Origin of the sequence: Acetobacter fabarum, assembly GCF_040702925.2 — a bacterium.
Taxonomy (GTDB): Bacteria; Pseudomonadota; Alphaproteobacteria; order Acetobacterales; family Acetobacteraceae; genus Acetobacter; species Acetobacter fabarum_B.
Genome location: NZ_JBFCXX020000004.1, coordinates 80,342 through 100,607, shown reverse-complemented (window position 1 = coordinate 100,607; position 20,266 = coordinate 80,342). Strand labels below are relative to the sequence as shown.

14 protein-coding genes and 2 tRNA genes are annotated in these 20,266 nt (G+C 59.0%); 7 read left to right on the top strand and 9 right to left on the bottom strand.

Going from position 1 to position 20,266, the window contains the following annotated elements; translation table 11 throughout:
- Positions 1-256 precede the first annotated feature (256 nt).
- The 5 genes from nirB (at position 257) to AB2L51_RS04975 (ending at position 9,416) form a co-directional block, all read left to right on the top strand.
- Positions 257-3,154, top strand: coding sequence for a nitrite reductase large subunit NirB (gene nirB / locus AB2L51_RS04995; RefSeq protein ID WP_395581540.1), 2,898 nt, complete (start codon positions 257-259; stop codon positions 3,152-3,154).
- Between the two features lie 7 nt (positions 3,155-3,161).
- On the top strand, positions 3,162-7,136 hold the full coding sequence (locus AB2L51_RS04990) for a bifunctional nitrate reductase/sulfite reductase flavoprotein subunit alpha (RefSeq protein ID WP_395581541.1): 3,975 nt from the start codon (positions 3,162-3,164) through the stop codon (positions 7,134-7,136).
- On the top strand, positions 7,136-7,756 hold the full coding sequence (locus AB2L51_RS04985) for an ANTAR domain-containing response regulator (RefSeq protein ID WP_395581542.1): 621 nt from the start codon (positions 7,136-7,138) through the stop codon (positions 7,754-7,756). The genes AB2L51_RS04990 and AB2L51_RS04985 overlap by 1 nt, the downstream gene beginning before the upstream one ends.
- Positions 7,753-8,721, top strand: a complete 969-nt coding sequence (locus AB2L51_RS04980) for an ABC transporter substrate-binding protein (RefSeq protein WP_395581543.1) — start codon at positions 7,753-7,755, stop codon at positions 8,719-8,721. The genes AB2L51_RS04985 and AB2L51_RS04980 overlap by 4 nt, the downstream gene beginning before the upstream one ends.
- A gap of 254 nt (positions 8,722-8,975) precedes the next feature.
- Complete coding sequence (locus tag AB2L51_RS04975; protein WP_395581544.1) at positions 8,976-9,416, top strand: hypothetical protein; 441 nt, start codon at positions 8,976-8,978, stop codon at positions 9,414-9,416.
- A gap of 577 nt (positions 9,417-9,993) precedes the next feature.
- Here the strand turns inward: AB2L51_RS04975 and AB2L51_RS04970 are convergent.
- The 8 genes from AB2L51_RS04970 to AB2L51_RS04935 form a co-directional block, all read right to left on the bottom strand.
- Positions 9,994-10,069: transfer RNA gene (locus AB2L51_RS04970), tRNA-Phe, on the bottom strand.
- A 55-nt stretch (positions 10,070-10,124) separates the two neighbouring features.
- On the bottom strand, positions 10,125-10,310 hold the full coding sequence (locus AB2L51_RS04965) for a DNA gyrase inhibitor YacG (protein ID WP_373318175.1): 186 nt from the start codon (positions 10,308-10,310) through the stop codon (positions 10,125-10,127).
- A complete protein-coding gene (locus AB2L51_RS04960) occupies positions 10,307-11,392 on the bottom strand; it encodes a ribonuclease E/G (protein WP_395581545.1) in 1,086 nt (361 codons plus the stop codon). Before AB2L51_RS04960 ends, AB2L51_RS04965 begins: the two co-directional genes overlap by 4 nt.
- Positions 11,389-12,021, bottom strand: a complete 633-nt coding sequence (locus tag AB2L51_RS04955) for a Maf family protein (protein WP_395581546.1) — start codon at positions 12,019-12,021, stop codon at positions 11,389-11,391. Before AB2L51_RS04955 ends, AB2L51_RS04960 begins: the two co-directional genes overlap by 4 nt.
- Positions 12,022-12,023: 2 nt before the next feature.
- Positions 12,024-12,242 (bottom strand): translation initiation factor IF-1, encoded by a 219-nt coding sequence (gene infA / locus AB2L51_RS04950; RefSeq protein ID WP_003623225.1) that lies wholly within the window; start codon positions 12,240-12,242, stop codon positions 12,024-12,026.
- Between the two features lie 69 nt (positions 12,243-12,311).
- Positions 12,312-13,625: a histidinol dehydrogenase gene (hisD, locus tag AB2L51_RS04945; RefSeq protein WP_395581547.1), complete on the bottom strand. Its 1,314-nt coding sequence runs from the start codon at positions 13,623-13,625 to the stop codon at positions 12,312-12,314.
- Positions 13,626-13,647: 22 nt separating this feature from the next.
- Positions 13,648-14,373: an ATP phosphoribosyltransferase gene (gene hisG, locus AB2L51_RS04940; RefSeq protein ID WP_395581548.1), complete on the bottom strand. Its 726-nt coding sequence runs from the start codon at positions 14,371-14,373 to the stop codon at positions 13,648-13,650.
- Positions 14,374-14,501: 128 nt separating this feature from the next.
- A complete protein-coding gene (locus AB2L51_RS04935; RefSeq protein WP_395581549.1) occupies positions 14,502-17,267 on the bottom strand; it encodes an Rne/Rng family ribonuclease in 2,766 nt (921 codons plus the stop codon).
- Positions 17,268-17,756: 489 nt separating this feature from the next.
- Here AB2L51_RS04935 and AB2L51_RS04930 point away from each other — a divergent pair, with 489 nt between their 5' ends.
- The gene (locus tag AB2L51_RS04930) at positions 17,757-18,659 is read left to right on the top strand and encodes an N-acetylmuramoyl-L-alanine amidase family protein (protein WP_395581614.1); all 903 of its coding nucleotides are present in this window, start codon (positions 17,757-17,759) and stop codon (positions 18,657-18,659) included.
- Positions 18,660-18,839: 180 nt separating this feature from the next.
- Here AB2L51_RS04930 and AB2L51_RS04925 read toward each other — a convergent pair.
- Positions 18,840-18,926 (bottom strand) — tRNA-Leu (locus AB2L51_RS04925).
- 188 nt (positions 18,927-19,114) lie between these two features.
- Between AB2L51_RS04925 and AB2L51_RS04920 the strand changes: the two genes are divergently transcribed.
- A complete protein-coding gene (locus AB2L51_RS04920) occupies positions 19,115-20,071 on the top strand; it encodes a complex I NDUFA9 subunit family protein (RefSeq protein WP_395581550.1) in 957 nt (318 codons plus the stop codon).
- Positions 20,072-20,266: the final 195 nt, after the last annotated feature.

Genomic DNA, 20,266 nt, shown 5'->3' with positions numbered 1-20,266 from the left:
ACGGGTTAACGGCGAGTTGTTCAGGGGTCAACGGCGGCTCCTTGGCCTGAGCAAGGCGTGTTTGCACACAGTGCAAACACAGGAACCGTTCCATAATGGTGCAGCGTTTTTCCCATTCTGTTTTCTGTAACGTGCATTGTTTTCCCCTGTGTGCAAGTCTTCTGCAGGGGCGCTTGCACGCTTTTGGGCCGTCATGCGTGCATAGGCGCACCCGCGTTGCCACCCCCTGTTCCCAAATTGCGAGGAGTTACTGAGCATGGCCATTCCCGGCACTATCGTTATCATCGGCAATGGCATGGTGGGGCACTACTGTGCGGAACAGCTGGTCATGCACGGCCTGAATGAAAATTGCGCCATCCATGTATTTGGCGAGGAACTGCACGATGCATATGACCGCGTGCACCTGACCGAATACATGACCGGGCAGGATGCGCTGGCCCTGCGCCTGCACGCGGAAGATTTTCACGCGGCACACGGAATTACCCTGCACCGTGGGGTGCGCGTGAGCCGCATCGACCGGCAGGCGCAGACCGTACACAGCGCAGAAGGCGCTTTGCAGTACACAACCCTGATTCTGGCAACCGGTTCCACCCCCTTTGTGCCCCCGGTACCCGGTAACACCGGTACGGCGGGGCTTGTTTACCGTAATCTGGAAGATCTGGACCTTATCCGCGCAGCAGCACAGGGGGCACGGCACGGTACGGTGATCGGGGGTGGTCTGCTTGGGCTGGAAGCCGCCAATGCCTTGAGAATACTGGGCCTGCATACAAGTGTTATCCAGCTCGGGGGGCATCTTATGCCCGCTCAGCTGGATAAGGAAGGTGGGGATGCGCTCAAATGCCGGATTGAGGCATTGGGGATAGACGTGCGCACATCCCACGCTACAAAGCAGATTGTACCGGGCCAGACCAGCCGACACCGCCTGATTTTTGCAGACGGTACGTTCCTGGAAACCGATATGGTGGTGTTTTCCGCTGGTATTTGCGCACAGGACCAGCTTGGGCGTGAGTGCGGGCTGGAGGTGGAGGCGCGCGGCGGTATTATTATTGACCAGAGCTGCCGTACGTCAGACCCGGCCATTTTTGCCATTGGGGAATGTGCCTCCTGGCAGGGGCAGGTTTTTGGTCTGGTTGCGCCCGGTTATGCCATGGCCCGCACCGTTGCGTCCATTCTGGCAGGCGAGGAAGCCGCGTTTACCGGGGCGGACATGTCCACCAAGCTCAAATTGCAGGGCGTGGATGTAGGCTCTATTGGCGATGCCTACGGGGCAACGCCGGGGAGCCGGAGCTACCGCTTTATCGGCGAGGCAGATGGCACCTACAGGCGGCTCGTGCTGTCTGGTGATGGCACCCGTGTTCTGGGTGCCGTACTGGTGGGAGATAATTCGTACTACGACACCATTCTCCAGTACGTGCAAAACGCGATCAAACCCCCGGCCGACCCGGCGGTACTGATTCTCCCGCGTGGGGAAGGAGCGGAACTGCTTGGGGCCGATGCCCTGCCCGATACGGCCATGGTCTGCTCATGCCATAACGTGACCAAAGGGGCGATCTGCGCAACAATAGATGCCGGGTGCACCGATCTGGGGGAACTCAAGCAGACCACAAAAGCCAGCACAGGGTGCGGCGGGTGTGCCGCCCTTTTGAAAAGTGTTTTTGAAACGGAGCTGGAGAGCCGTGGTATTACGGTTGATCGCAGCCTGTGCGAGCATTTTTCTCATACCCGGCAGGAGCTGTATTCTCTGGTCAGGGTGCATGGTATCCAGACATTTGAAGAACTGATGCAGCAGTATGGTCATGGCGGTCTGGGGTGCGACATCTGCAAACCTGCGGTTGGGTCCATTCTTGCTTCTGCCTGGAACAAGCCCATAACGGACCCGCTGTATATTCCCCTGCAGGACACGAACGACACGTTCATGGCCAATATGCAAAAGAACGGCACCTACTCGGTTGTGCCACGCATAGCCGGGGGGGAAATTACCCCGGATAAGCTGATCGTACTTGGTCAGGTTGCAAAAAAATATGATCTCTACACCAAAATTACCGGTGGGCAGAGGATCGACCTGTTTGGCGCGCAACTGCACCAGTTGCCAGAAATCTGGACCGAACTGCTTGATGCAGGGTTTGAAACGGGGCAGGCTTACGGCAAATCCACCCGCACCGTAAAATCATGCGTGGGGAGCACATGGTGCCGTTACGGCGTGCAGGACAGTGTGGGCAAGGCCCTTGATCTGGAAAACCGCTACAAGGGGTTACGCTCGCCCCATAAACTCAAGTTTGCGGTTTCTGGCTGCACGCGTGAATGTGCGGAGGCACAGAGCAAGGATGTGGGGGTTATAGCCACTGAAAACGGCTGGAACCTTTATGTCTGCGGTAATGGCGGCATGCGGCCGCGCCATGCGGAACTGTTTGCAACCGACATCGATTCAGAAACTCTGATAAAATATATAGATCGTTTTCTCATGTTCTATATCCGCACGGCCGATAAACTCCAGCGGACCTCTGTCTGGCGTGAAAATCTGGAAGGCGGGCTGGATTACCTCAAGGACGTGATCATCAACGACAGTCTTGGTATTGCCGAAGAGCTGGAACGCCAGATGCAACTGGTGGTGGACCGTTACCATTGCGAATGGCGGGACGCACTGAGTGACAAGGATAAACTCAAGCGGTTCCGCACCTTTGTAAATGATGCCCGCCCCGACCCTAATATTCGCACCGTGGCCGAGCGCGATCAGGTCAGGCCTGCCGCCAACATGCCCGAAGCAGGGAGCCTTGCAGGCCCACAGGCATGGACGGAACTGTGCGCGCAAACGGACCTTGTGGAAAAATCCGGTGTGGTCGCATGGTGTGAGGGTAATCAGATTGCCCTGTTCTATGTTCCGGCCACGCAGGCCGAGCCCGCATGTGTGTATGCGCTGGATAACCATGACCCGTTTTCGCATGCCAATATTATTGGCCGCGGGCTGATAGGGGAGATCAGGGGGCAGCGGGTTGTGGCCTCCCCCCTCTACAAGCAGCACTTTCGTCTGGAAGATGGCCAGTGTCTGGAGGATGCGTCTGTCCGGCTGCGCACATGGGATGCACGGCTGATGGATGGCAAGGTGCAGATCAGGGTGCGCGCCGGACAGGGCACGCCTGAACTGACAACTGCCTGACGTGGCCATGCCTGACTCTGCATTCCGTTCTGCCTGCCCATACTGTGGCGTTGGGTGCGGGATTATTCTGGATGTCAAGGATGGGAAAATTGCAAAGGTGCGGGGTGATACCGCGCACCCTGCCAATGCCGGTCGTTTATGCACCAAAGGAGCTTCCTGCGATAAGCCTTTATATGCGCAGGAACGTTTAAAAACGGCTTTGGTGCGTCCGCAGCGTGGGGCGGATGCAGTGCCGGTTGCGCTTGAACAGGCTATCGGTACAACGGCAGCAAGGTTACGCAGTATTCTGGATACATATGGGCCGGACGCACTTGCGTTTTATGTGTCCGGCCAGATGTCTCTGGAGGCACAGTACCTCATTAACAAACTGGCAAAGGGGTATGTTGGAAGCCAGTATATGGAATCCAATTCCCGCCTGTGCATGGCAGCGGCAGGTACGGGCTACAAGCTCTCGCTCGGGGCAGATGCACCACCGGGCAGTTATGAGGATATGGACTGCACCAACCTGTTTTTTGTAATCGGGTCCAACATGGCCGATTGCCACCCGATCCTGTTCCTGCGTCTGATGGAGCGGAAAAGAGCCGGGGCAAAGCTGATTGTGGTGGACCCACGCAAAACGGCAACGGCGGAAAAGGCTGACCTGTACCTGCCCATCCGCCCGGGAACAGACCTGGCCTTGCTGAACGGTCTTTTGCATATTCTTGTTGAAAATGGAGACATCGACAAACAGTTTATCGCACAGGCAACCCGTGGGTGGGACGCCATGCCTGCTTTTCTGGCAGAGTATGCGCCTGACACTGTTGCCGAAATAACAGGCCTGCCTGTTGCGGATATTAAGACCGCCGCCCGCTGGATTGCTCAGGCCGGGGAGTGGATGAGCCTGTGGACCATGGGGCTGAACCAGAGTGTTGCGGGAACATGGAATACCAATGCGCTATGCAACCTGCACCTTGCCACAGGCACGTTGTGCAGACCTGGTTGCGGCCCGTTTTCCCTGACCGGCCAGCCCAATGCCATGGGTGGGCGCGAAATGGGCTATATGGGGCCGGGGCTGCCGGGGCAGCGTAGCGCACTTGTGGCGGAAGACCGCGCGTTTGTGGAGGCGCAGTGGAAGCTCCCTCCCGGCACCCTGCGTGATGTAGGGGGCAATGGCGCCATTGCCATGTTTGAAGCCATGGAAGAAGGCCGCATAAAAGCCTGCTGGATTATCTGCACTAACCCTGTGGCAACTGTTGCCAATCGCGGCCATGTCATCCGGGCATTGGAAAAAGCGGATTACGTGGTTGTGCAGGATGCTTTTGCAGATAGTGAAACCACAGGATTTGCCGATAGTCTGCTTCCAGCCGCCCTCTGGGCGGAAGCGGATGGCGTGCAGGTGAATTCCGACCGGACCATGACCTTGGCGCAAAAGGCGGTTGCTCCACCGGGGGAGGCGCTGGCCGACTGGGAGCTTATTGCCCGCGTAGCGTGCGCCATGGGGTTTGAGCAGGGTTTTTCCTTTACCTCCGCCGCCGACGTGTTTGCTGAACTCAGCCGTTTTACAAACCCCAAAACCGGCTATGACTGCGCTGGAGTGAGCTATGAGCGCCTGCGTCAGGGTCCGGTACAGTGGCCAGCCCCTGTGGGGGATACGCAGGCCCGCCACCCGGTGCGCTACGTACCGGCCGGGCAGGTGCTGCCGGTTTTTCCCACCCCCGATGGGCGTGCGATTTTTTACGCGCGCCCGTGGATGCGCCCGCAGGAATGGCCAGATGAGCAGTTCCCCTTTGTGCTCAACAGTGGCCGACTGCAACACCAGTGGCATACCCTGACCAAAACAGGCCGTGTTGCCAGCCTGAACCGCCTGAACCCCGGCCCATTTGTGGAGGTTTCGGTTCAGGATGTCCAATCACTTGGGTTGCAGGCGGATGATCGTGTCAGGGTGACGTCCCGCCGTGGGCACATTGTTCTGCCTGTTCAAATCAGCCAGCGCGTGGGGGCGGGGCAGTGCTTTGCACCATTCCACTGGAATGACCGCTTTGGCCCGGACATGGCCGTAAATGCGGTTACGTCGGATGATGTGGACCCGCTCTCCCTCCAACCCGGCTTCAAGCTTTGTGCCGTTAAGCTGGAGCGGGTTGCGCCAGATGTGTTGCCGCTCCCAGCCCCCCGTCAGGAAGAAGGAAGTGCCCCTATGCCGCTTGATACCCTGATGCGCCATTTCTCCCTTGATGATCCAGCCCTTCAGCCAGATTTGTCGGAACAGGCCAGAATATGGCTGAAAGGCTTTCTGGAAGGGTTGCGTATGGTGCCCCCACAACCCGGTCTGGTGCCCGATGTACCCGCATCCGCCCCCTTGCCTGTGGCGGCGCGGAGTTATGTAAACGGCCTGCTGGCGGGCCTGTTCAGCCGTGTGGGGGAGGCGTGTGCCCAGCCTCTTTCCCAGACTGTTCTTGGCGTGCGGCAGACCATCCGGGTTTGGTGGGCATCGCAGACTGGTCGGGCGGAGGCTCTGGCCGCGACAGTGGCTGTCTGGCTGCGGGAGGCCGGATATACGGTGGAACTCGCCTGTCTGGATCACTGCAAGGATGCGGACCTCGGGCAGGGGACGGCAATTTTTGTTGTTTCCACTTTTGGGGATGGAGACCCCCCCGATTGTGCAACGCCATTTTGGGACACCCTGCGCGCCCGCAAGGAGGCACTGACTGGCCTATCCTGCGCGGTTCTGGCTCTTGGGGATTCCTCCTATGCCAGTTTCTGCGGGTTTGGCTGTGCGCTGGACGGCCGCCTGCGGGAGCTTGGTGCCTGTATGATCATGGACCGCGTGGATTGCGAACCGGATTTTGAAGACACGGTAGAAGTCTGGCGTGGCCAGCTTCTGGCCGTGCTGGACAGCACAACACCCCCAGTGGCCCCACCCACCGGAGGGGAGGCCGCACCTGTCCCCCCGCTGCCCGAGCCCAGAGTTGGCACAAGGGATGCGCCGGTTATTGCCCGCCTTGCGCTGAATGAACGCTTGTGTCAGGGCGCTGCCAGCAAGGATACACGCCGTATTGGTCTGGACCTGGGCAAGAGCGGTCTGGACTGGAAGCCCGGAGATGCGCTGGGGATCTGGCCATGCAACGCCGTGGAGGTTGTCAAAACCACTCTTGCGGCACTGGGCCTGCCAGCGGATACTCCCGTGACCCTAAAAGGCGCAGGCACCGTTGGGCTGCACGATGCCCTGTTGCGCCATTTTGATCTGGCACGCCCCAACCCTGCAATGCTGCACGCACTAGGCCGGACCGAAAGCGGTTACCTGCCCGAACTGTTGCAGGCGGCCCGCCTTGATGTTGCGGCGCAGGATGTGCCCGCCCTGTTCCGCAGGATGCAGCCGCGGCTTTATTCCACAGCCTCTTCCCCGCTCGTGTCGGGGCGGGTGGTGGAACTGACTGTTGGCGTTAATAACGACCCGTGGCCCGGTGTGTGCACAAACTGGCTTGCCGGGTTGCCAGCAGGTGCCGATGTGCCGGTTTTTGTCCAACCCACAACGCATTTCCATCTTCCCGCAGATGGCGGGACAGATGTGATCATGATCGGCCCCGGCACTGGTATTGCGCCATTCCGCGGGTTTTTGCAGGAGCGTGAAGCCCTTGGCGCAACAGGGCGCAACTGGCTGTTTTTTGGCGAACGGCACGCTCAGGAAGGGTTTTACTATCAGGAGGAACTGGCCCGCTTTGCCCATACCGGGTGCCTGACACGGCTTGATACCGCATTTTCGCGCGATCAACCCAGACGGATCTATGTGCAGGACAGGATGGAGGAAGCCGGGGCAGAACTATGGAACTGGTTGCAGGCCGGGGCTTTCCTTTATATCTGTGGAGATGCGGCGCGTATGGCGCGTGATGTGGATGCCGCATTGCGCCGTATTGTGGCACGGCATGGGGCCATGCCAGCAAGTCAGGCGGATGATTATGTTGCCGGGCTGACCAGAGGGGGTCGCTACCTGCGAGATATTTATTAATGGATAAATATCCTGTCCCATCCCTCATGCGCACCCCCATCAAGGTGCTGGTTGCCGATGAAAACCCCGGACGGGCAAAGGCCTTGTCCGATACGTTGCGAGCGGACCCGTCGCTTGATGTACAGTCCGTTCCTGTTGGCATGAGCCTGATAGAAGCCGTGCACCAGTTCTACCCCGATGTTGTGCTTGTGGACATGGCCCGCGCAGACCGTGATGCGCTGGATAGCGTGCGTGCGCTGTCTGTTCCAGCGCTGGAACGGCCCATTGCCCTGTTTGTGGACGAGGACGATGTGGACCTTATGGAAACCGCGTTTGATACAGGGGTATGCTCCTACAATGTTCTGGATGCCCCTCCGGATGATGTTAAGCCGCTGCTCCGTGCAGCCATTGCGCTCTATGAGCGTTTTCAGCGCACACGGGCGAAACTCAGTGCCGCGCAGCAGGAAATTGAAGAGCGCAGGATTATTGATCAGGCAAAAAAGCTATTCATGAAAAATGAAAAAACAAATGAAACACAGGCATATCGCTGGTTCAGAGGGCGGGCGATGCAAACGTCCCAGCGTATTGTCACCGTGGCCACCCAGTATCTTGCTGCTCAGCAGAAAAGCGACACACCATGACCAGACCTCTCCGTATCGGGTTGCTGCGCCTGTCTGATAGTGCGCCCGTTATGCTTGCCCATAATGCGGGCCTGTTTGCACAATACGGGCTTAGGACGGAAGTTGTGGTTTCTCCCTCATGGGCCAATATCGCAGATGGTCTGGTCTGGAAAACACTGGATGCAGCCATTATGTTTGCGCCACTGGCCATGATGACCTCTTTGGGCAGGCGTGGGCATATGCCTGCACTCAAGCCCCTTGCGACGTTAAGCTATGGGGGTAACACCGTTATACTGCGTGGCACCAACCCGCTGATGGGCCAGTGGCCCACGGGGGATAAGGGCCGTGAGGCCTTTGAGACATGGCGCACCACAATCGGTCGCCGTCCAAGGCTTTCTGTTGTGCATATGTATTCGACCCATTTTCTTATCCTCAAGCGGTTCCTGTTATCCATAGGGGTGAACATGGAGCAGGATATTGAAATTCAGGTCATGCCCCCGCCGGATATTATCAGCGCCCTGATGAATGGCTCCATAGATGGCGGGTGTGTAGGCCCGCCATGGGGGACAGAAGCATGCCTGCAAAACCTTGCTTTTCTGGCTGGTAGTTCTCAAACGGTTATGCCGCGCCATATTGAAAAGCAGTTTGTTGTGCCACAGGGCACGTCTCAAAATCAGGAGGTCTGCACAGCAATTATCAATGCGCTGAACGATGCCATGATTTTTTTACGCAATGCAGAAAACAGACAGACTATTGCACATGACCTTGCCGCACCGCTGGAAGAAAAAGGGTTAAACCTGCCCGAGGCTGCAACACTTAAGACCTTGAGTGGCGAAGGCTTTACGGAAAAAACACATTACATCCATGGTTACACAGAGGCAGGGAACGTGGCGTGGATGCTTGATGACATGCAGGGGCTGGGCTGGATTACTCAAACGGAGCACAGTTTTCTGGAAGAAAAATGGAACGTGCCGTTGTTGTTTTAAGCAATGATGGCATGCTTCTGTGCGAATTCTCTGGTTGGTATGGTGGAGGACAATCAGTGGAAATATTCCACAGGAAAGCGGACCATACGCACGATGCGATTTCTGGCCATGCAGACAGAATTTTGAAATGGAAGACAATATATTACAAGAAATATTGATGCCCGTAACGTGGAGAGCGGATGGACAATGCCTGACAGAAGATGCAAAGAATCAGGTGCATTCGATTTTTCACCCAACCCGATAAAGGGCGCATCATGTTTGACCTGTTTTTTGAAAAAAGTGGTAATTACTATGATGAAGACGGATACTGGGGAAAAATCATTGTCGATGATTTCAACGAAGTATTTTTTTCGAATACGACTTTCTTTGATAAATATTCGTATCAGAAGCAATGGCGGCATGCAGCAGAGTTACTTTTAAAGGAGAAAAAATCTTATTTTCTTGTTAATGTTGGCGATCCGAATACATCTAATTTCTTTATGTCTTGGCCGTGTTATTTGCAAGGTGATATTGTTTATTTACAAAACCGGATGATATTGGATGATCAGTATCCATTGAATAAAATAATTTCTAATGAGGTTGATTTGGGAGATTTAAGGTTTACCAATGAAGATAATCAAAAAATATCAACATGGGAAACCGACATACAGTCATTTATTAATTTTAAAGATAAAATAAATAAAATCCAAGAATAACAATTCAATAGAAACTTCGAAAAACTATTGATTAAAGCATCTGATATCAGAGTTCGTCCGCAATATTTGATGAAACCAACAGGAAGAACAAGTACGGACGCACTGTGCCTGGGGGGACCGGAAGCACTGGTGTCGAGGCCCATGGACACGGGAATATAGTCGCTTCTGGTATGAGTGCAGCGATCGCGTGGGAAACCACAGTGGCTGCGGCGCAGGCTGTTGCCTGTGGACTGCCCTGCAGCGCAGTGGCCCGAACCCGCAGGCTTGGTTGGTGCAATGAGAAGCAAGTCTTACGGATGCAGCTTCCGCATTGGGGGCATTACTTAGTAGAAGTCAGGCAGATGCTATTCTCAACAGGGCGGGAAGGGCGTCCACTATTGAACGAACACTCGGACTTCTTGCTGTTGAGGCGGCCTCGATTGCTTTGGAAGTCGTGATGAGATGGCAACAGGTGCCAGTGTTGCGCCAACTGTCACAGCGCCATTGTAGGCGGGCGTACAAATGCGAACACTTGCAAAGAGCGATGAGCGCAAATTACATCAAATTGTCACGGGAGGTGCAGCTGAGTGCGTTATAATGGTGCCCAAGACCGGGATCGAACCAGTGACACTGCGATTTTCAGTCGCATGCTCTACCAACTGAGCTACTTGGGCACCGCAGCCTTGCGGCGTGAGAGAGGATTTATCTCAGCTCGCTGTTGAGATCAAGTCATGTTTCATCATTTATTTCAGGTTTTTCACCATCCGTTTCCTGAACTGGTTCGCCGGGGATGCGGTAGTTGCCGCCAAACCAGCGGCCAAGGTCCACATCCGCACAGCGACGGGAGCAGAAGGGGCGGTAGTCAGGGGTGCTGGGTTGCCCGCAGATCGGGCATTTGGCGGCTTTGCTCATCAGGATTTCTGAACAGTCCATGTCAAATCGGGCAGGGCGTGGTTCGTGTGCAGGTGCAGTGTGTGGCCAAGCTGGCGTGCGCAGTCGGCCACGGCTTCGGGGTCGCGCTCCAGTGCGCGGATAATGCCTGCTCCACCCGTTATCTGCGTGGTCTGGGGGGCATGCACCAGAATATGCCGGAGCACCCGCAGCGCGCGGCCATGCGGGCTGTTCAGCAGCTCGGGTAGGGAAGGGTAAATACGGGCGCGCACAATTTCTATCAGCCCAAGAGCGGTAATGCCCAGACAGCGCGGGTTAAGCGGGTCTGGCTTGAGCGCGGCATTAACCGGCTCCAGCAGGGCCTGGCGCTTGCGGGTGGCAAGGCCTGCCGGGTCGATCAGAATGGCGCCAGACAGGTTGCGTAGCCGGATCTGGCGCATAAGTGCGGGCAGGGCGTCGCGGTTGGCAGCAAACTGCGCGGTCTGTTTGGTATGGCCCGTTTGTGCAGGGGGCGCGTCCATATCAATCGCGATCAGGGCAGGGGTGGGGGTTATGGTGGCTTCCATGCCACCAGGTAGGGTAACAAGCGGCTCCTCCAGCGCGTCACAGGCTGCGGCGATGGAGTCGGGGTAGGGGGCAAAACCCGGTTCACGCCGGTCACGGAGTGCTGGTGGAATAAGGGCTGCTGCTGCCGGGCTGTCCACCACTACAGCAGCGGTAGGCCACAAGGCTGCCAGCCGGGCCAGTGGTGTGGGGCCCGGGGTTATAAGCCCCTTTTGCTCCGAGGCCACATCAGCAGCCAGCAGGCGCAGGCGCAAACCCTTGCCGCCCTGTGCGGCACGGCTGACCTCCACCGTAACGGCCTGCCCCTCCGTCAGTTTGGGGGCGTTGTTCTGCAAGGGTAAAAAGCCGCTCTGGTTACCACCAAGTGCAGCAAAAGCGCCCCCCATGGCTGGGGTTAGGGCTTCTATTCGGGCGTGGTACACGCTGCCCACCATGTCCGGAGCAGCGGGGCGCCAGAGCGCAAAATCCAGTAACGTGTCGTTTTTGGTAACGGCAATGCGCATTTCACCGGGGAATGTGGCAATGCGCAGGAACAGGCTCACGCTAGCCAGCCACCGGGCTGCCCGCGCAGGAGTTGGCCTGTTTCAAACAAGGGGAGGCCAATAACGCCCGAGGCACTCCCAGATAGCGCCCGGATAAAACCAGCCGCATGGCCTTGCAGGGCATACCCGCCCGCTTTGCCAGACCAGTCCCCCGCATCCAGCAGGGCATCAATCTGGTAGGGTGTCAGGCGCGAGAATGTTACGGCGGTTTCCACCAGCCGTGTGCCATGCCGCCCAAGGGGCCAGCTGGCTGTGGGGGCAACCACAACGCAGGTCAGCACGGTGTGCCGCCTGCCAGAGAGACGCTCCAGACAGAAGCGTGCACTCTCCCGGTCTTCGGCTTTGGGCAGAATACGTCGGCCAAGAGCCACCACCGTATCGGCTGCCAGTACCAGAGCAGGTTCATCCAGCGTTGTGGCAACGCATCTGGCTTTTTCGGTAGCCACGCGCTGGGCATAGGCTCTTGGCGTTTCACCCTTTGCGGGTGTTTCGTCAATATTGGCAGGCAGAACGCGGTCGGGCACAAGCCCGATCTGTTCCAGCAACGCAATACGGCGGGGGGGGGCGGACGCGAGAACCAGCAGAGGGGCTATAGCCTGCCCCGCCTGTGTCTGCCCAGAGGACGTCATGCTTACTTGAAGCGGAAGGTGATACGACCTTTGGACAGGTCATAAGGGGTCATTTCCACATTCACCCGGTCACCCGCCAGAACGCGAATACGGTTCTTGCGCATCTTGCCGCTGGTATGGGCGAGAATAACGTGTTCGTTGTCCAGCTTTACGCGGAACATGGCATTAGGCAGCAGTTCGGTAACTGTGCCGCTAAATTCGATCATGTCTTCTTTAGACATTGCATCCTTCGTGTATGTTGAAACTGACGGGAGTCTGGTCAGCAGATATGGTTGAGGGGCGCTTGGCGGTCAAGCATTAGGTGTGTGCTCTGCCAGGGCATCCAGCCGGGCAGAAACGCTGAGGGCGTGGGCTTGCAGCCCTTCGGCATGGGCCAGAGCCACGGCGGAAGGGCCAATCCGGCGCAGGGCATCCGGCCCGCCGGAAAGGAAAGTGGTGCGCTTCATGAAGTCGTAAATCGACAGGCCGGAGGCAAAGCGCGCGGTGCGTGATGTGGGCAGAACATGGTTTGGCCCGCCCACGTAGTCGCCGACCGCTTCTGGGCAGAAACGGCCAAGGAATGCGGCTCCCGCGTGCCGGACATGGACAAAAAGAGCCTCGGGGTCATCCACCATCAGCTCCAGATGTTCGGGGGCCAGACGGTTGGCCAGTTCCACGGCTTCCAGCAGGTCGCGGGTGATCAGCACCGCCCCGTTACGGGCCCAGCTTGCACTGGCAATGGCCGTGCGGGAGAGAACCTTAAGCTCTGCATCCACAGCCGCAATGACCCTGTCAGCAAAAGCCGCATCGGGGGTAATCAGGGTGGCCTGTGCAAGCTCGTCATGCTCGGCCTGCGCCAGCAGGTCGAGTGCGATCACTCGCGGGTCGGACCCCGAATCGGCAATGACCACCACATCGGACGGTCCTGCAATGCTATCAATCCCCACATGGCCAAAGACCTGCCGCTTGGCTTCGGCCACATAGGCGTTGCCGGGGCCAACAATGCGGTCTACGGGGCGGATGGTCTGGGTGCCATAAGCCATGGCTCCAACGGCCTGTGCGCCACCTACACGGTAGATTTCGGTCACGCCTGCGCGTGCGGCTGCGGCGAGCACCAGCGGGTTGATCACCCCGTCGGGCGTTGGCACGCACATGGCCAGCCGACTGACCCCCGCCACCTTGGCGGGAATGGCGTTCATCAGCACGGAGGAGGGGTAAGCCGCCTTGCCACCGGGCACATACAGCCCCGCCGCATCCAGTGGAATCCAGCGCATGCCCAAAGTCATGCCCTCGGCGTCCGTGTAGCGCATGTCGGATGGAAGCTGCTTTTGGTGGAAGCTTTCAATCCGCCGGGCCGCCACGTCCAGCGCTTCAAGCAGTTCCGGGCTGACCTGTGCCGTGGCTTCGGCAATTTCCTGCGCTGTAAAGGCCAGCGTGGCCGGGGTTACGGGCAGGCGGTCAAAGCGTTCGGTCAGGGCGCACAGGGCGGCATCACCCTCCTTGCGCACGGAGGCCAGAATATTGGCCACGGGGGTTGTAACTTCCTGCCCCTGTTCTTCCCGGTTGGTCAGCAGCGCGTTGAAGGCGCTCTCAAAACCGGCATCACGCGTATTAAGCCGTTTCATGGAATCCGATCTGCCTTACACATTATTTTGCAGCGGTTGTGGTGCCCGCAAGCGCCGTGCGGAAGCGGGAGAGAATGCAGTCAATCTGGTCGGGGCGGGTTTTGAGCGCCGTGCGGTTGATAATCAGGCGGCTGGAAACCTGCGCTATGGTCTCGACCTCTTTCAGCCCGTTTGCCCGTAATGTGGAGCCAGTGTCCACCAGATCCACAATCAGGCGGGACAGGCCAAGCATGGGGGCCAGTTCCATCGCGCCGTGCAGGTGTACAATCGTGGCGTTAATACCGCGCGCGGCAAAAAAGCGGCGGGTAATGGCGGGGTATTTGGTAGCCACCCGGACTTCCGACCAGCGCGCCCATTCCTGCGGGTCATGCGGCAGGTGGGCTGGCTGGGCCACGGCAATGCGGCACGCCCCTATGCCAAGGTCCAGCGGTGCATAAATTTCGGGGTAGTCAAACTCCATCAGCACGTCAGAGCCGCAAATGCCAACCTGCGCGCCGCCTGCGGCAACAAAGGTGGCTACGTCAAACGAGCGGACGCGCACGATGTCCACGCCGGGGTCTTCGGTGGAAAAACGCAGCTTACGGCTGCTGTCGCCAAGGCAGTCGGCCGAAGGGGCCATGCCAGTACCCGCCATAAGGGGGGTTACGGCCTTGAGAATACGGCCCTTGGGCAGGGCCAGAACCATCTGCCCGTCATGGCCCGCACCGAGCGCGTGGGCGGTCTGGGGGTCTGGAAAGGGCTGGTTCATGCAAACTCCGGCAGGCAAGGCAATAAAATGCGGCCTGCTCTCCTAGCACAAGGTGGCCGGGAAGAAAAACCGGCAGCCTGTATTCCGGGTGGAAGACGTTCTCCCACCCGGAAAAGACAGTGCGGGTTTTAGCGCTTCCACCACCCGGTACGGCGGCGGGTAGCGGGTGGGCTGTCCTCAATCACGATCGGCTGCACCAGAGGTTCGGCTTTTTCCTCTGCTACAGGGGCGGTTGTGGTGTCAGCCTGCGGTGCGGCGTCTGCGCTGGTTTTGCGCGTAGTGCGGCGGCGGGTCGGCTTTTTTGGGCCCTCTTCCTCCGCGCCCTGTGCGGCAGGGGTATCCTGCACCGTTTCGGCTTCCGTGCCTGCGGTAGCGGTTCTGCCGCGTGCTGCGCGGCGGCGGGCCGGTTTTTTAGGCGCGGCTTCGATGGCTTCACCCGCATCCGCCGCTGCGGCTGGCGCTTTGGGTTCTGCCGATGCGTCCGCTGTGTCCGCGCCCGGCGCGTTGGCCCTGGCTCCGGCTGGTTTGCGCGTAGGCCGGCGGCGGCCTGGTTTTCCGGACGCTTCCTGCTCATCACCCTGCGCATCTGCCTGCGGGGCAGGTGCGGCTTCGACTACCATATCCTTACGGCCGGGTTCTTTGGCGGCGGGAGCAGGGCGGGCCTGCGCACTGTTTTCCAGCAGTTCAAAAATATCCGGCCCATCACCAAACGGGTTGGCAGGGGTTGGCCCGGTCCAGACCGCACGCTGCGGGCGTGGGGCTGGGCCTTCCTCTATGGTCACGCGCTGTTCTGCACCCGATTCGGGAGCCTGACGCTGCACGCGGGAGTGGCGTGTGCGGCGGCGGCCGGGAACAAGGTGCTGCCCATCCGTGCCCTGCTGCGGAGCGGGAGCAGGGGTGTGCTCAGCCTCTGCTGGCTCATCGGTGTCTTCCGCGTCAGCTTGGGTGGAAGCGGGAGTGCCATTCTGCCCCTGTGCATTGGCGTTGCCATTCCCGCCACGGCGGCGACGGCGACGGCGACGGCGGCGTGGTTCTTCATCCCCGCTGGCGGTTTCTGCCGTGTCAGGGGTGGGGTTGGAGGGGAGGGCCGCTGGTACAGGTGTGGGAACGTCCACATCCACGTCCACATCCACATTTTCGACCGGAGGCAGTGCCTGCTGCTGTGCAGCCACCATGGGACGGGGTGGGGAGCGGCGTTCGATGCGGATTTCCGGCGCGGGGAGTGTGTTGTCGGGGGAGAACAGCACATCCATCTGGTGGCGCTGCTCAATATTGGCCAGCCAGTCACGCTTGTTGTTGAGGATGTAGAAGGCAATTTCAGCCGCCACATGTACCGTAATGGCACCCGCGCGGCGGCGTGCGCCTTCTTCTTCCACGGAGCGCAGCACATGCAGGGCAGAGCTTTCCACGCTGCGGGTCATGCCGGTGCCGTTGCAATGCGGGCAGACCGTAAAGGCGGCTTCCGCAACAGAAGGACGCAGCCTCTGGCGGGACATTTCCAGCAGGCCAAAATGCGATATGGAGCCGATCTGGATACGGGCGCGGTCGTGGCGCAGGGCGTCCTTCAGGCGGCGTTCGATGGTGGCGTTGTGGCGGCGGGATTCCATGTCAATAAAGTCAATGACAATCAACCCGGCCAGATCGCGCAGGCGGAGCTGGCGGGCCACTTCGTCCGCGGCTTCCTGATTGGTGCGGAAGGCGGTTTCTTCAATGTTCCGCTGGCTGGTGGCCTTGCCGGAGTTCACGTCAATGGCGACGAGTGCTTCGGTCTGGTTGATGACCAGATACCCACCCGAGCGTAGCGCCACCACGGGGGAGAACATGGCGTCCAGATGCCCTTCCACATTATAGTGGGTAAAGAGCGGCTGGTGTTCCTTGCTCCACAGACGGACTTTTTCGGCATGCTGGGGCATGAGCATGCGCATGAAGTCGCGCGCGGCTTTCCATCCGCTTTCACCGTCCACCACAATCTCGCTGACATCGCGCGTGTACACATCGCGGATGGCGCGTTTGACCAGACTGGCTTCCTCATAGATCAGGGCGGGGGCCATGGACTGGAGCGTATGTTCGCGAATGTCGTCCCACAGATGGAGCAGGTATTCGCAGTCACGCGTAATTTCGGGGCCGGGGCGCTGGGCGCCAGCAGTGCGGACGATCATGGCCATGCCACGCGGCAGGTTCAGGCTGCTTACAATATCGCGCAGGCGGCGGCGGTCGGCCACGGATGTAATCTTGCGGGAAACACCGCCCCCACGCAGCGCATTGGGCATGAGCACACAGTAACGGCCAGCGAGCGAGACGTAGGTGGTCAGCGCCGCACCCTTGTTGCCACGCTCTTCCTTGACGACCTGCACCAGCAGAACCTGACGGCGGCGGATAACTTCCTGAATGCGGTAGTTGCGCAGGAAGCGGGCAATCCGCTTCTGGATAAGCGCTTCCTCACCCGTATCGGTTTCACCGCTGACGTATTCGGGCGTTTCCTGCCGGTCTTCATCCCCTTCAGCCCCGTCGTTGTCGGCGGTGCTGGAGGTTTCATCCGCTTCGGCGTCCGCGTTGTGGGCGGTGGCTTCGTCCTCATCAGAGTCGGAGTCGTCGATCAGTGTTTCTTCTTCCGCCTGAAGGGCCAGAAGTTTTTCACGGTCGGCAACCGGAATCTGGTAGTAATCCGGGTGAATTTCGCTAAAGGCGAGAAAACCGTGCCGGTTGCCGCCATATTCCACAAAGGCGGCCTGCAGGCTGGGTTCTACGCGAATTACGCGAGCGAGGTAGATATTGCCTTTAAGCTGCTTTTTTGAAGCAGATTCAACATCGTAATCTTCAAGTCTGTTTCCGTCCATGACAACAACACGCGTTTCTTCCGCGTGTGTTGCGTCGATCAGCATCCGCTTTGACATAAAAAGAAAAACTCCGGTGCGCTGGTGGCCAGCCTGAGCGGTGCTTTTGCCAACATGGCGCAGCACGGAGCAGGGGCGCTTCCAGCGGGTATAAACAGGCGTGAAATGGAAAACCGAAGGTGCCCCCAACGTCCTCTGACAGCCGCGCGCCAGTCCCCGGCAGGCATGCTGGTGCCTGTGGTCTGGCCGAGATACTCAGGGCAATGGGGCGAGCTATGGTTGTGTATCCTTCAATCATCACTTTGCTCGGCTTTCCGGTGTTGGGCGGTGGCGGGGCATGCCGCGCAGACACAACGCCCGAAAAGCTACAGGCAGGGCGCACGGCAGGTACACTAATGCCCAGATGCCATGCACATTAAGCATGACCCAAATACAGCAAGACTGCAAGCTATTCGTAACAAAGGCTTTGGGGTGTAAATGGGTGGTTATTTTTTTGCCATTTTTCGGGCACAGTGTTGAGCAGACAACTCAAGGATAAAGGCACGCTTGATGGCACCGCACAGGCCGGACCCTGTTGGGTCGGACACGCACCTGCTGCTCCCCGCACCCCAGAGCCTGTCCGTGCCACGCAGAACCTTCCTGACCCATGTGGCTGGCGGGGTGGTTGGTGTTCTGCTCAGTGCTCCGGCGTACGCGCGTACGGCGTCCCACGCTGCTGCTGTGCATGCGCCTGCCGTGGTCGGCCGTGCCCAGCCGCCCAGACCGCTGGTCATGCTGGACCCGGGGCATGGGGGCAAGGACCCCGGAGCCATCGGTTTTTCCGGCACCTACGAAAAGCACGTGGCAGAGGCCGCGGCGCAGGAACTGGCACGGCAGCTGCTGGCAACGGGGCGTTACCGTGTGGCCCTTACGCGCTCGAGTGACCATTTTATTCCGCTGGACGGGCGGGTGGACATGGCCCAGCAGCATGGGGCTTCTCTCTTTGTATCCATGCATGCCGATGCGCTGCACGATGCCAGCGTGCGTGGGGCGAGCGTGTACACCCACGCCCACGGGGCATCGGACAGCCAGACGGCGGATCTGGCCCGTACGGAAAACAGCGCGGACAGGTTTGGTGGTCCCATGGTGCATGGGGCCTCGCCCGAGGTGCAGCGTATTCTGGCCAGTCTGGTGACGGAGGAAACCCGCAAGGGGTCCTCGCATATGGCGCAGGCGGTGGTATCTGCTTTTCAGTCCCGCGTGCAGCTTTTAACGCATCCGCACCGTCATGCCGCGTTTGCGGTGCTTAAATCCGCACAGATTCCCTCGGTTCTGGTGGAAATGGGCTTTATGTCCAACCGGCTGGATGAGGCCGCGCTGCGGCAGGCAGGGCACAGAGCCATGGTGGCGGGGGCCATGTGCCATGCCGTTAACCTGTATTTTGCCTCCGCTGGTGCAGGGCTGGCAGGCTAGGGGCATTTTTGGGCGTGTGCCGCCACAGGGGACGGCAGGAAGAGCCTGCGGCCAAAGTGCTGGCAGCTCATGCTCGGAGCATCAGTATTTTTGGAAAAGAGGAGAGTAAAGCGGGAGGCCAGAAAAGCAGAAGCCCCCTTGCGGGGGCTGCTTAGCTTGACAAATTCCCGGGGGAGAATTTGGTGCCCAGAAGAAGACTCGAACTTCCACAACCTTTCGGTCACAGGTACCTGAAACCTGCGCGTCTACCAATTCCGCCATCTGGGCTCAAATGGCAACCCGGAGTGTTCCGGGCTGGTGAAGAGGCATTTACCCCGCACATATGCTACCGTCAACAGGTAAAATGATTTTTTTGACGAATTTGTGTCGGCCCCTCCTCTGGCCTGTTGGGGGCGAATGCAACACAGTGCATGGATTGCGTGAAGCGCAAGAGACTGAAGCAAGGGAATGCGGGCATGAGTGGGAACAAGACTGCGGCCGTGCTGGGCGGGAATGGCTTTGTCGGCCAGTATGTTGTGCAGTGTCTGGCGCAGGCCGGGTATACGGTGCGTGTCGCCAGCCGAAGGCCGGACCAGGGAGCCCTGCTGCGCCCCATGGGGCGGGTGGGGCAGGTTGCGCCCTTTTATGCCTCGGTGCTGGATGACAGCACGGTAGCCTGTGTCGTGCGCGGGGCGGATGTTGTGGTCAACCTTGCAGCGGTTCTGTCCTCCTCCTCCGCGCAGAGCCTGCAGGCGGTCAATGTGGAAGGGGCGGGGCGTGTGGCCCGCCTTGCGGCGGAGGCCGGAGTTGCGCGCTATGTGCACATGTCCGCCCTTGGTGCCTCGGCCGATGCGCCCTCTGCCTACGGGCGGAGCCGTGCCGCGGGGGAGGCGCTGGTCAGGCAGTTCCGCCCGGATGCCTCCCTTGTTCGCCCTTCGGTTATTTTTGGGCCGGAAGACAGGTTCTTCAATCTGTTTGGTATGCTGGCGCGCTACCTGCCGTTTATGCCGGTCTATGGTGCAACCACCCGTGTGCAGCCTGTTTACGTGGGAGACGTGGCGCAGGCGGTGGCGCAGTTGGCGACTACGCCCGAACTGGGCGGGCGGGAATGGCAGCTTGGTGGGCCGGATGTCATGACCATGCAGGATATTGCCGAGTTCGCCTTGCAGCAGACGCAGCGTGACAAGCCCGTTATGCGCGTGCCTCTGGCGCTGGCACGGTTGCAGGCAGCGGTGCTGGAGCGTCTGCCCGGCAAGCTGCTCACGCGCGACCAGTTGCTCATGCTCTCGCAGGATAATGTTGTGCCACCAACGGAATCGGGGTTCGAGGTTCTGGGTATTGTGCCGCGCAGCGTGGCGGCCTGTGTGCCGTTTTATCTGGAGCGGTACAGGGCTGGCGGCGGTCGTTCCGGGGTTTTTGTTCCACAACGGTAGGTTGGGTTTATAAAGGTCCGGAATGGAACCATTTATTTTGTAAAAAATACGCCATTTAATGCTATTCCGGACCTAAAATTAAAATAGGTAAGCAATGCTGTCTTTTTATCTGGAGGGATAACAGGCACTTTCCCTCCTGCTTGATTTTAGGGGGGCGAGGACTGTCTGCCGCGCCCTTGTTAGCCGGGGATGGCG